The sequence below is a fragment of the Mesorhizobium sp. BR1-1-6 genome (assembly GCF_020165355.1).
Lineage (GTDB): Bacteria > Pseudomonadota > Alphaproteobacteria > Rhizobiales > Rhizobiaceae > Mesorhizobium.
In genome coordinates this window covers 37,967-50,346 of record NZ_JAIUHZ010000007.1, presented here as the reverse complement: position 1 = coordinate 50,346, position 12,380 = coordinate 37,967, and the positions used below count along the sequence as shown (strand labels likewise).

The 12,380-nt window shown below is 62.8% G+C and carries 12 protein-coding genes; 7 read left to right on the top strand and 5 right to left on the bottom strand.

Translation table 11 applies throughout. From position 1 onward, the window contains the following. The first annotated feature begins 32 nt into the window (after positions 1-32). From corA to LB545_RS15760, 4 genes are all read left to right on the top strand, one after another. Positions 33-1,127, top strand: coding sequence for a magnesium/cobalt transporter CorA (gene corA / locus LB545_RS15775; RefSeq protein WP_140513174.1), 1,095 nt, complete (start codon positions 33-35; stop codon positions 1,125-1,127). Positions 1,128-1,266: 139 nt separating this feature from the next. Beyond that, positions 1,267-1,578, top strand: a complete 312-nt coding sequence (gene rpsO, locus LB545_RS15770; protein WP_281405124.1) for a 30S ribosomal protein S15 — start codon at positions 1,267-1,269, stop codon at positions 1,576-1,578. A gap of 413 nt (positions 1,579-1,991) precedes the next feature. After that, positions 1,992-4,139, top strand: a complete 2,148-nt coding sequence (gene pnp / locus LB545_RS15765; protein ID WP_140624825.1) for a polyribonucleotide nucleotidyltransferase — start codon at positions 1,992-1,994, stop codon at positions 4,137-4,139. Between the two features lie 69 nt (positions 4,140-4,208). Then, on the top strand, positions 4,209-5,228 hold the full coding sequence (locus LB545_RS15760; protein ID WP_224705419.1) for a class I SAM-dependent methyltransferase: 1,020 nt from the start codon (positions 4,209-4,211) through the stop codon (positions 5,226-5,228). Between the two features lie 18 nt (positions 5,229-5,246). Here the strand turns inward: LB545_RS15760 and LB545_RS15755 are convergent, their stop codons facing one another. The 4 genes from LB545_RS15755 to fabA form a co-directional block, all read right to left on the bottom strand. Then, complete coding sequence (locus LB545_RS15755; protein ID WP_140513180.1) at positions 5,247-6,791, bottom strand: putative bifunctional diguanylate cyclase/phosphodiesterase; 1,545 nt, start codon at positions 6,789-6,791, stop codon at positions 5,247-5,249. Between the two features lie 126 nt (positions 6,792-6,917). Beyond that, positions 6,918-7,730 (bottom strand): enoyl-ACP reductase FabI, encoded by an 813-nt coding sequence (gene fabI / locus LB545_RS15750; RefSeq protein ID WP_140496772.1) that lies wholly within the window; start codon positions 7,728-7,730, stop codon positions 6,918-6,920. 31 nt (positions 7,731-7,761) lie between these two features. After that, on the bottom strand, positions 7,762-8,982 hold the full coding sequence (gene fabB / locus LB545_RS15745; RefSeq protein ID WP_140496770.1) for a beta-ketoacyl-ACP synthase I: 1,221 nt from the start codon (positions 8,980-8,982) through the stop codon (positions 7,762-7,764). A gap of 49 nt (positions 8,983-9,031) precedes the next feature. Then, positions 9,032-9,550, bottom strand: coding sequence for a 3-hydroxyacyl-[acyl-carrier-protein] dehydratase FabA (gene fabA, locus LB545_RS15740; RefSeq protein ID WP_140496768.1), 519 nt, complete (start codon positions 9,548-9,550; stop codon positions 9,032-9,034). Positions 9,551-9,792: 242 nt separating this feature from the next. On the opposite strand from fabA, the gene irrA reads away from it, so the two are divergent. After that, positions 9,793-10,224 (top strand): iron response transcriptional regulator IrrA, encoded by a 432-nt coding sequence (gene irrA, locus LB545_RS15735; RefSeq protein WP_181165297.1) that lies wholly within the window; start codon positions 9,793-9,795, stop codon positions 10,222-10,224. A gap of 31 nt (positions 10,225-10,255) precedes the next feature. Beyond that, the gene (locus tag LB545_RS15730) at positions 10,256-10,615 is read left to right on the top strand and encodes a DUF4260 domain-containing protein (protein ID WP_140496764.1); all 360 of its coding nucleotides are present in this window, start codon (positions 10,256-10,258) and stop codon (positions 10,613-10,615) included. Between the two features lie 44 nt (positions 10,616-10,659). On the opposite strand, the gene LB545_RS15725 is transcribed toward LB545_RS15730, so the two are convergent. Continuing rightward, the gene (locus tag LB545_RS15725) at positions 10,660-11,220 is read right to left on the bottom strand and encodes an SH3 domain-containing protein (protein ID WP_140496762.1); all 561 of its coding nucleotides are present in this window, start codon (positions 11,218-11,220) and stop codon (positions 10,660-10,662) included. 148 nt (positions 11,221-11,368) lie between these two features. Between LB545_RS15725 and LB545_RS15720 the strand changes: the two genes are divergently transcribed. Beyond that, positions 11,369-12,370, top strand: coding sequence for a 2-hydroxyacid dehydrogenase (locus LB545_RS15720; protein ID WP_140496760.1), 1,002 nt, complete (start codon positions 11,369-11,371; stop codon positions 12,368-12,370). Positions 12,371-12,380 lie beyond the last annotated feature (10 nt).

Here is a 12,380-nt window from a genome sequence, read left to right as displayed (position 1 = left end):
AATCTCTATGCGATATCTATCCGAGGGGCCGCATGGCAAAGGTTGAGGCGATCAAGACGCGGGCGCCGCTCAGGGCCAGGCGGCCGCCGGTCGGTGCATCGCCCGGAACGCTGATCGCCGATCCCGCGGCGCGACGCTCGGAACTGCGGCTCACCCTGATCTCGCCGCAAAAGTCCAAAACGATCGACAATGCCAGCATCGACGACGTCAATGCCAATTGCGAAAAGTGGCCGGTCATCTGGCTGGACTGCACCGGCCTGGCCAATATCGAGCTGATCAAGGAGATCGGCCGCATCTTCAGCCTGCATCCGCTGGCGCTGGAGGACGTCGTCAACACGGGCCAGCGGCCGAAGGTGGATTTCTACGAAGACCATGCTTTCGTGGTCGTGCGGATGATCGACGACGTCGCCTCGCACCGCTACGAGCAGATCGCCGTTTTCCTTGGCAAGAATTTCGTCGTCACCTTCCAGGAGCGCGAAGGCGATCCGTTCGATCCGGTGCGCAAGCGCATCGAAAGCTCGGCGCCGAACCGGCTGCGCGCCCGTGGCGCCGACTATCTCGCCTATGCGCTGATCGACGCCATCGTCGATAGCTACTTTCCGCCGATCGAGGCGGCCGGCGAACTCGTCGACAGCATCGAGGACCAGATGCTGCACGCACCGCACAAGCATCAGATGCAGCAGCTTCATGGATTGCGGCACGACGCCAATGTGCTGAAGGGGGTGCTGTGGCCGGTGCGCGATGCGCTGGCGACGCTGATCCGCAACGACGTGTCCTATGTGAAGGCCGAAACCAAGGTCTTCCTGAACGATACGCTCGACCACGCGCTGCGGCTGATCGAGCTGGTCGAGAACCAGCGCGACATGCTGACCGGCCTGATCGAGATGCATCTGTCGCTGAGCCAGGCACGCACCAACGACGTCATTTCCTATCTGACGATCGTCTCGGTCATCTTCATGCCGCTCACGTTTCTGGTCGGCGTCTGGGGCATGAATTTCGATCCGGAGACGTCGCCTTGGAACATGCCTGAGCTGAAGGCCTATTACGGCTATCCCTTGTCGCTGCTGTTCATGGCCGTGGTCGCGGTTGGGCTGATTGCCTTCTTCAAATGGAAAAAATGGCTTTGACAGGGATAACTTGCCGTTTTGGCGTGAAAAGCCGGCTTCGTGAATTGGGCTGGTGTTTTCTTGGGAATTGCACTATATGCGCCGCAGCTTAGCGCTATGACGCTCTGCTTGCACCGGCCCCTGCTGGACGACATCCCGGCTGAGGGCGACCCGTTTCCTCGAACAGATAAGGAAAAACACGATGTCGATTACTGCCGAGCGCAAACAGGAATTGATGACTGAATTCGCAACCGCCAAGGGCGACACCGGGTCTCCGGAAGTTCAGGTAGCCATCCTTTCCGAGCGCATCAAGAACCTGACCGACCATTTCAAGGACCACAAGAAGGATAACCATTCCCGCCGTGGTCTGCTCGCTCTCGTCTCCCAGCGCCGAAGCCTGCTTGATTATCTCAAGCGCAAGGACGACACGCGCTACCAGACGCTGATCGAGAAGCTCGGCCTGCGCCGTTGACGAATTGACCGGCGGGCCTCACAAGGGCCCGCCGGTCGCGCATTTGAGCACCGGACCAATCCGATCTCGAATGCAGGTATTGGAGCGCCGCGCACCCATCCGGATGCCGGACGGACGCTCCAACAAGTTGAGTTTGCGCGTGACGCATTCCACAAGCCGCTGCTTGTGGGGTCATGCGCAGGGCCAGTCGGATCGATTGGCCAAATCCGGTTTCGAGCGTGCAGAGGGCCCCCTCGAAGCCACCCCATGGACGGTCATGGGGCAGGATTGCAGGACGCTCGCGCGGCCATCCGGCCGACATGGATCGAGCTTCCCGTTGTCTTGCCCGTGGCTGCCCGAGAAAGGAAGCCAGGGGAAAGGGCACCCGCGCACGCTGAAACGGCGCGGCCCTTTCCTCATATGAAGGACAAGACATGTTCAATCACCACAAAGTGGAAATCGAATGGGGCGGTCGCCCGCTCATCCTCGAAACCGGCAAGATCGCGCGCCAGGCCGACGGCGCCGTGCTCGCCACCTACGGCGAGACCAAGGTTCTCGCCACGGTCGTTTCGATGAAGGAGCCCAAGCCGGGCCTCGACTTCTTTCCGCTGACCGTCAACTACCAGGAAAAGACCTACGCCGCCGGCAAGATCCCGGGCGGCTATTTCAAGCGTGAAGGCCGTCCGAGCGAAAAGGAAACGCTGGTTTCGCGCCTCATCGACCGCCCAATCCGCCCACTCTTTGCCGACGGCTACAAGAACGACACGCAGATCGTAGTCACCGTCGTCCAGCATGATCTCGAGAACGATCCGGACATCCTGTCGATCGTCGCCACCTCGGCGGCCCTGACCCTGTCGGGCGTGCCCTTCATGGGCCCGATCGGCGGCGCCCGCGTCGGCTACATCAACGGCGAATACGTGCTCAACCCGCATGTCGACGAGATGCAGGAATCCAAGCTCGACCTGATCGTCGCCGGCACCGCCGACGCCGTGCTGATGGTCGAGTCCGAAGCCAAGGAGCTCGGCGAAGACCTGATGCTCGGCGCGGTCATGTTCGGCCATCGCGGTTTCCAGCCGGTGATCGACGCGATCATCAAGCTGGCCGAGGTCGCCGCCAAGGACCCGCGCGACTTCACCGCGCCGGACTATTCCGCTCTCGAAGCCGAGATGCTGAAGATCGTCGGCGACGAGCTTCGCGACGCGTACAAGATCACCGACAAGCAGAAGCGCTATGCCGCCGTGGACGCCGTCAAGGCCAAGGTCAAGGCGGCCTTCGCTCCGGCCGAAGGCGAAGAGCCGAAATATTCCTCCGAGCAGATCGGCAGTGTGTTCAAGGAGCTCCAAGCCAAGGTCGTGCGCTGGAACATTCTCGACACTGGTTCGCGCATTGACGGCCGTGACCTGAAGACCGTGCGCAAGATCGTATCCGAGGTCGGCGTCCTGCCTCGCACCCACGGTTCGGCGCTGTTCACCCGCGGCGAGACCCAGGCGCTGGTCGTCGCCACGCTGGGCACCGGCGAGGACGAGCAGTATGTCGATTCGCTGACCGGCATGTACAAGGAGAAGTTCCTCCTCCACTACAACTTCCCTCCCTATTCCGTCGGCGAGACCGGCCGCATGGGCTCGCCCGGCCGCCGAGAGATCGGCCACGGCAAGCTCGCCTGGCGCGCCATCCGCCCGATGCTGCCGACATCAGACCAGTTCCCCTACACGCTGCGCGTGGTCTCGGAGATCACCGAGTCCAACGGCTCGTCGTCGATGGCAACCGTCTGCGGCACCTCGCTGGCGCTGATGGACGCCGGCGTGCCGCTGGCCAAGCCGGTCGCCGGTATCGCCATGGGCCTGATCAAGGAAGGTGAGCGCTTCGCCGTGCTCTCCGACATCCTGGGCGACGAGGATCACCTCGGCGACATGGATTTCAAGGTCGCCGGCACCGCCAACGGCATCACCTCCTTGCAGATGGACATCAAGATCGAGGGCATCACCGAGGAGATCATGAAGATCGCTCTCGACCAGGCCAAGGACGGTCGCCAGCATATTCTCGGCGAAATGGGCCACGCGCTGTCCGGCGCGCGCGCCGAGCTCGGCGAGTTCGCACCGCGCATCGAGGTCATGCACATCCCGACCGACAAGATCCGCGACGTGATCGGTTCCGGTGGCAAGGTCATCCGCGAGATCGTCGAGAAGACCGGCGCCAAGATCAACATCGAGGATGACGGCACGGTCAAGATCGCTTCGGCGAACGCCAAGGAGATCGAGGCGGCGAAGAAGTGGATCCACACCATCGTCGCCGAGCCGGAAGTCGGCGAAATCTACGAAGGCACGGTCGTCAAGACCGCCGACTTCGGCGCTTTCGTCAACTTCTTCGGCCCGCGTGACGGCCTCGTCCACATCTCGCAGCTTGCCAACGACCGGGTCGCCAAGACTTCGGACGTCGTCAAGGAAGGCGACAAGGTGTGGGTCAAGCTGATGGGCTTCGATGAGCGCGGCAAGGTCCGCCTGTCGATGAAGGTCGTCGACCAGACCACCGGCAAGGAAATCGTTCGCGACAAGAAGGCTGAGAGCGAAGAAAACGCCGCCTGAACGGCCTGACCGAAAAATCAAAGCGGGCGCGGCTCATGTCGCGCCCGCTTTCGTTTATGGAGCAAAGGCATGTCTGCCGAACCGCTGAAGACACTTTTCCATCCATTCGAGGCCGAGGCGGTCGCTTTACCAGGCAAGGGCGAACGGGTGCTTTTTCTAGGGGCCGAATCCGGCTTGCGGACACCGCAGGACTTCGACGCCGAGCTGCACGTGGTGCAAGGCTTTCGGCCGCATTTTCGCGCGCTGCAAGCCGCGGGCTTCACTGTCACCCCGCAAACGCAAGGCGATGGCTTTGACGCCGCGCTGGTGCTCGCGGGCCGCCATCGCGGCCAGAACGAGCTGCGCATCGCGGATGCGCTGGAGCGCGTCACCGAGGGCGGATTGATCGTCATTGCCGGCGGCAAGGATGATGGCATCGCCAGCCTGCGCAAGCGCATGGACGAGCTTGTGCCGCTCGAAGGCCATCTGCCCAAATATCACGGCATCGCCTTCTGGCTTCGCCGGCCGGCCGGGACGGAGACGGCAGCAGCGCTGCGTGCCGCCAATCCCGCCGGGCTGGTCGACGGCCGCTTCAGCACGGCGCCCGGCATGTTTTCCTTCGATCGTGCCGATGCCGGTTCGAAGTTGCTGGCGGACCATCTTCCGGCCGACCTGCGCGGCCATGTCGCCGATTTCTGCGCCGGCTGGGGCTATCTGGCGGCGGAGATGGAAGCGCGTTCGCCCGGCATCTCGGCACTTGATCTCTATGAGGCGGATTTCGCTTCTCTCGAAGCCGCCAAAGCCAATCTTGCCACGGCCAGCCAGTCGGTTGCGAAAGGTTTCTTCTGGACGGACCTGCAGGGGGAGCCGGTCGAGCGTCGCTACGACGCGGTCATCATGAACCCGCCTTTTCATCGCAGCCGCGCGGCCGAACCGGAGATCGGCGCCGGCCTGATCCGGGCAGCGGCAAAGGCGCTGAAGCCGGGAGCACGACTGTACATGGTGGCGAACCGCCAGCTGCCCTACGAGCCGGTACTGGCCGCCGCCTTCTCCAGCCATGCCGAGCTCGCCCGTGACGGCATGTTCAAGGTTCTTTCCGCGCGTCGCTGACACGCAACGGCGTGACACTCAGTGCAGATTGGCGACGCGCCTCGAATCCTCGATGACATGTCCCTCGCCGGCCATGACCGCAAGCGGCGCCGGCCGACCGAACAGATAACCTTGCACCACCTCGCAACCGGCTGCCCTGAGCAGTGTCGCCTGGTCCTCTGTCTCGACACCCTCGGCAATGATACTGACGCCGAGTGCTCGCGAGAGGCCGACAATGGTCGATACGACGGCGCCGGAGCTCGAATCCGTATCGATGCGGCTGACGAAGGAGCGGTCGATCTTCAGCTTGCCGAATGAAAAATCGATCAGGTAGCTGAGATTGGAATAGCCGGTGCCGAAATCGTCGACGGCAACCGAGATGCCCATATCGGCAAGCTCTTTCAGGATGGCGGCGGCGCGGTCGCGGTCCTGCATCATGGCCGTCTCGGTGACTTCCAGCTCCAGCCGCGAGGGCTTGATGCCGGTGGTCCGCATCGTGTCGCGCACGAGGCCGATGAAGTCCTTGGTCATGAACTGGACCGGCGAGATGTTGACAGCGACGAAGCAGTCGTCGGGTAAATGGCGGGCGTCGCTGCATGCCTTGCGCAGAACCCATTCGCCGATCGGATTGATCATGCCGGTTTCCTCGGCGATCTGGATGAACTCCAGAGGTGGGATCATGCCGCGTTCTGGATGGTTCCAGCGGATCAGCGCTTCATAGCCGACGATGCGGCCGCTCGGCAGGTCCAGCTGCGGCTGATAGTGAAGGTCGAAATCACCGCGCTCGAATGCGATGTGCAGCTCGGATTCGACCCATTGGCGATGATCGGCGACCCGACCCATCTCGGTATCGAAGACCGACCAGTTGCCGACTCCCCTGGCGCGCGCATTTTGCAGCGCCAGGTTGGAGCGGCGCAGGATGAGGACCGGGTCGACGCCGTCCTTGGGCATCGCCACGATGCCCACCGACAGGCTCACCGATTGCTGGTGGCTGCTGAGCTCATAGGGCTCCATCATCTCGTCGATGAGCCTCTCCACCATAGCTTCCATCGTTCCCTGAATCTGATGATCGGGAAGCAGCACCGCGAACTCGCCGGCGCCGATGCGCCCGATCTGCACGCGCTCGGGCACGCAGGCCTGCAGCCGCTTGGTGAAGGCGCGGATCAGTTCGTCGCCCTGGCTGTAGCCGATCGCGTCGTTGATCTGCTTGAACCGGTCGATGTCGATGTCGATGAGGAACATCGGGGCCCCGGTGCGGCTCGTCGCGCAGGCTGCCTCGGCGATCTTGCCGACCATCGCCGGACGCGCCAGCAATCCGGTCAGCTTGTCGAACTGGGTTTCGTTGAAGACGAAATCGGCCGATTCATCGACGCCGGCGAAGAAAGACATCGCGGCTCCCGCCGCCGCCAATGCGCAAAGGGCAGCCATGATCGCCACCATCACGTCCGCCGGCATGCCGGCAAAGCCGTCGCCAAGCGCGTGCTTCAGCCCCCAGATGCCGAGAATGAAACTGCCAATGCCCGAACTGGCTATGGTGATCAGCCGGAACACCGGTGTGCGGTTCGGGTTGCTGACGGCAGGCATTGAAAGTCCCCAAATTGCGGGACTCTATAGCCGATAGGCCCTTAAAATGAGTTTCCGCGAATGCATCCAATTTTATTGGAAGGGAATTATTTCTTCGCAGGAGAAAAGACTATTTCGCGTAATGGCCTATTCGCTCGCGCGATCCGTCTGCTTCAGCTCCTCGAGCGTCGGCATGGAAACGATATGATAGCCGGAATCGACATAGTGGATTTCGCCGGTGACGCCGGAAGCGAGGTCGGACAGGAGATAGAGTGCCGAGCCGCCGACCTCGTCGATGGTCACGGTGCGGCGCAGCGGAGAATTGCGCTGCTGGTAAGAGAACATGTGGCGCGCATCGGAAATCCCGGCGCCGGCAAGCGTTCGCACCGGTCCGGCCGATATGCCGTTCACCCTGATGCCGCGCGGGCCGTAATCGTTGGCGAGATAGCGCACGCTGGCCTCGAGGCCGGCCTTGGCGACGCCCATGACGTTATAGTTCGGCATGACGCGCACCGAACCGGCATAGGTCAGGGTGATCATCGATCCGCCATCCTGCATCAGGGCCGCGGCGTGGCGCGCGACCTCGGTGAAGGAATAGCAGGAGATGACCATGGTGCGGATGAAATTGTCGCGGCTGGTGTCGGCGTAGAGGCCCTTGAGCTCATTCTTGTCCGAAAAGCCGATGGCATGGACCACGAAGTCGAGCCCGCCCCAGGCCTTGCCCAAGGTCTCGAAGGTGGCGCGGACCGAGGCGCTGTCCTCGACATCGCAGGGAACCACCAGCGCCGCGCCGAGCTTGTCGGCGAGCGGCTTGACCCGGCGGCCGAAGGCGTCACCCTGGTAGGTGAAGGCAAGTTCGGCCCCATGTTCGGACAGTTTCCGGGCGATGCCCCAGGCGATCGAATGATCGTTGGCGACGCCCATGACAAGCCCGCGCTTGCCCTTCATCAATCCGTCCATGATCGCCAATCCTCGTGGAAAAAACGTGGCCTTATGCGGAATAGCGCTGGAAAACCAGCGTTGCGTTGGTGCCACCAAAGCCGAAGGAATTGGACAAAACGGTGTCGATCCTGGCGTTGTCGATGCGCTTTCGCACCACCGGCATACCCTCGAATTCGGGGTCGAGAGTCTCGATATGGGCGCTTTCGCCGATGAAACCGCCTTGCATCATCAGGATCGAATAGATGGATTCCTGCACGCCGGCCGCGCCCAGCGAATGGCCCGTCAGCGATTTGGTCGAGGTGATGAAGGGCATCTTCTCCCCGAACACCTCGCGGATCGCGCCCATTTCGCGGGAATCCCCCACCGGCGTCGAGGTGCCATGGGTGTTGATGTAGTCGACCGGGGTGGTGACGGTCGCCAGCGCCTGCCGCATGCAGCGGACCGCGCCTTCGCCCGAGGGCGCAACCATGTCGAAGCCGTCCGAGGTGGCGCCGTAGCCGACGATCTCTGCATAGATCTTGGCGCCGCGCGCCTTGGCATGCTCCAGTTCCTCGAGCACCAGCACGCCGGCGCCGCCGGCGATGACGAAGCCGTCGCGATCGACGTCATAGGCGCGGGACGCGGCAGATGCCCTGTCATTGTACTTCGACGACATGGCGCCCATGGCGTCGAACAGGTCCGACATCGTCCAGTCGAGATCTTCGTGGCCGCCGGCGAACACCATGTCCTGCTTGCCCCACTGGATCAGTTCGTAGCCATTGCCGATGCAATGCGCCGAGGTCGAACAGGCCGACGAGATCGAATAGTTGACTCCGTGGATCTTGAACCAGGTGGCCAGCGTCGCCGACGCGGTCGACGACATCGCCTTCGGCACCGCGAATGGGCCGATGCGCTTGGGGCTGCCGTTCTTGAGCGTGGTTTCGGCCGCCTCGACGATGGTGCGGGTGGAAGGCCCGCCCGAGCCCATGACGATGCCGGTGCGCTCATTGGTGATGTCGCTCTCGCCAAGGCCGGCATCGGCGATCGCCTGGTCCATGGCGACATGGTTCCAGGCCGCTCCCTGGCTCAGGAAGCGCATTGCGCGGCGATCGATCATGGCGCTGGGATCGAGCGTCGGTGCGCCCCAGACCTGACAGCGGAAGCCGTGCTCGGCGAAGGAGTCGGAGAAGCTGATGCCGGATTTGGCGTCATGCAGCGAGGCTTGCACCTCGTTGGCATTGTTGCCGATCGACGACACGATGCCGAGGCCTGTGACTACGACACGTCTCATTCGCAACTCCTTCCAGGAATGCTGGCCACGAAGTCGGCCAGGGCGACGGTCAAGCGACCGCCGACTGCTTGGACAGACCGACTTTCAGGTCCGTTGCCGCGTATATGGGTTCGCCGTCCGCCTTTAGCCAACCATCGGCGATGCCCAGCACCAGCCGGCCACGCATCACACGTTTGAATTCCACGCCATACTCGACCTTTTTAACCGAGGGCGTGACCATTCCCTTGAACTTGACCTCGCCGGTCGACAGCGCCATGCCTTTGCCGGGTTCGCCCAGCCAGCCGAGATAGAAACCCGTCAGCTGCCACAGGGCATCGAGGCCCAGGCATCCAGGCATGATGGGATTGCCGATGAAATGGCAGGCAAAGAACCACAGGTCCGGCTTGATGTCGAATTCGGCGCGGATGAAGCCCTTGTCGAAAGCCCCGCCCGTTTCGCTGATCTCGGTGATGCGGTCAAACATCAGCATCGGCGGGTAAGGCAACTGGGCATTGCCCGGTCCGAACAGCTCGCCGCGGGCGCAGGCCAGCAATTCTTCGTAGTCGTAGCTGGATTTCGAACCCGCCATCAATCTCGTTCCCATATGTCCCGGGCGCTGGCGCGCCCTTGTCGTTGGTGTCCTAACACAATCTGTTTCAGGCCGGAAACCGGCGTTTGCGCTTAACCCGCCAGTCTTGCCGGGTCAATGCGCGCTATTGATCGCATCCGGACGACAGAATATATGTCGAAAGGGGTCCGGTTTCGGCAGACATCCATTTTTTTGCCATTCTGGACGTGTCTTGAGGCGGAACTGTGAGCTTGGACGACCAGATGGACCGGGGCTGCCGGAAGGAAAATGTCGCTGTGGACAAGCGGGTTCGTGAAGCCGGCCTGAGGCCGACACGGCAGCGCATTGCGCTTGCCGACCTGCTTTTCGCCAAGGGCGACCGCCATCTGTCGGCCGAGGAACTGCACGAGGAGGCCGTCGCCGCCGGCGTGCCGGTATCGCTGGCCACCGTCTACAACGCCCTTCACCAATTCACCCAGGCGGGACTCCTGCGCATTCTGGCTGTCGAGGGCGCCAAAACCTATTTCGACACCAACACCTCCGATCATCACCATTTCTATATCGAAGGCGAAAACCGGATTTTCGACATCGCCAATGGTCCGGTCACCGTCACCAACCTACCGGAACCACCCGAGGGGATGGAGATCGCCAATGTCGACATCGTGGTGAGACTGCGCCCCAAACGCGCCGAATGACCGACGGTCAGGCACGTATGCACGGCCGGGAATGAAACCCCTCGATCTGGCTGTCCGGCTGGAATGGGCCGCTGTCGCGGTGTCCGCTATCGTCTTTTATGCACTCGCCGGTGCGTCCTGGCGGTTGTTCGCCTTGTTGATCCTGGCGCCTGATCTGTCCATGTTCGGCTATCTCGCCGGGCCGCGCGTCGGCGCCGCCTGCTACAATGCTTTCCACATCTTGGTCCCACCGGTGTTTTTGGTGCTTGCCGGCAGCCTGTTCGGCAATGCAGCCGCTCTAGCGGTTGCATTGATCTGGATCGCCCACATCGCTATCGATCGCGCGCTGGGTTACGGCTTGAAGCTGTCGAGCAGCTTTCAGGATACCCATCTCGGCCGCATCGGCCGCTAAACGGTCCGGCCTGCGGTTCAAACGAGTCGCGGCAAGGCCAAAAATCAGTCCTTGACCCGTTCGCCGGGATAGGCGCCCCAGACGACGGATTGGGCGAGCCAGCCGGTGTGGCCATCGAGCGTCATTTCGCACCACTGGCCGTCGCAGGATTTGATCGTGCCCATGACGCCCGGCTCGACGATCGCCACCACGCTGGCGTCCTTTTCGGGGCTCCTGAGGAGATTGATCTGGGCGCCCTTGCCGCGCTGCCACGGCGCCACGATCGCCGTGCGCCGGCCCGAAAGCAGCGACTGGTTGATCCAACCTTCCGAACCGTCGGCGTCGCGCACGCGGCGCCATGTGTCGAACTCCTGGATGATCTCCATCGGCAGGCCGGCCTTCAGATACATCCAGTCGACCGAGTAGTTGGCGCCCGGCCCGACACGCGAATTGACGCGGCCGGATTTCAGGCTGACGAATCGTGGCAGCGGCAGGCCGCTCGGCCCGAGCGTGACGACGCTCTGGGCGGGAGCCGCTGCACCTTGCGCGCACAGTTGGGGTGAATAGAGCAGAGCGCCGAGAAATGCTGCGCTGAGGGTCAGGCGAAGCGACGCGAAACCAGACACTTTCGTTCCTTTCGGCGCTGGCCTGCCGGCCCCGGCGCCCCTTTTTCTTTGTCTTCGGCGGCACCGCTTGGTACATGGGTAAATCGGCTACCGCGACCGGCTTCCAGTTTCGCCGGTCTTGGTTAAAGAGGTCTCAACGAGGGAAGCAATGGCAGGCAAAAAGAAGCCTCTCGTGGTCATCACGCGAAAACTGCCCGACCCTGTCGAGACCCGCATGCGCGAGCTGTTCGACGCAAGGCTGAATGTCGAGGACAGGCCGATGACGCAGCCGGAACTGGTCGCGGCGGTCAAGGAGGCCGACGTGCTGGTGCCGACGGTGACCGACCGCATCGACGCGGCATTGATCGCCCAGGCCGGCGAAAACCTCAAGCTGATCGCCAATTTCGGCAATGGCGTCGACAAGATCGACGTGGCGGCCGCGGCCAAGAAAGGCATCACCGTAACCAACACGCCCAACGTGCTGACCGAGGATACGGCCGACATGACGATGGCGCTGATGCTGGCGGTGCCGCGCCGGCTGGCGGAGGGCGCCAATGTACTCACCGGCGACAAGAAATGGGCCGGCTGGTCGCCGACATGGATGCTTGGCCGGCGCATCTGGGGCAAACGGCTCGGCATTGTCGGCATGGGGCGTATCGGCACCGCCGTTGCCAGGCGTGCCAAGGCTTTCGGCCTCTCCATCCACTATCACAACCGCCATCGCGTGCTGCAGGCGGTCGAGGACGGGCTGGAGGCGACCTATTGGGAAAGCCTCGATCAGATGCTGGCCCGCATGGACATCATCTCGGTCAACTGCCCCTCGACGCCGGCGACCTTCCATCTGCTTTCGGCGCGGCGGCTGGCGCTGCTCCAGCCCACCGCCTATATCGTCAACACCGCGCGCGGTGACATCATCGACGAGGAGGCGCTGGTCAAGCTGATTCAGGATGGCAGGATCGCCGGCGCCGGACTCGACGTCTACGAGCACGAGCCCGCATTGAACGGAAAACTGCTCAAGCTCGCGACCAAGGGCAAGGTCGTGCTTTTGCCGCATATGGGGTCGGCGACGCTCGAGGGCCGCATCGACATGGGCGAGAAGGTGATCATCAACATCCGCGCCTTCGTCGACGGCCACCGCCCGCCGGATCGCGTGCTGCCGCTCAGGACCTGAGCGGCTTCGC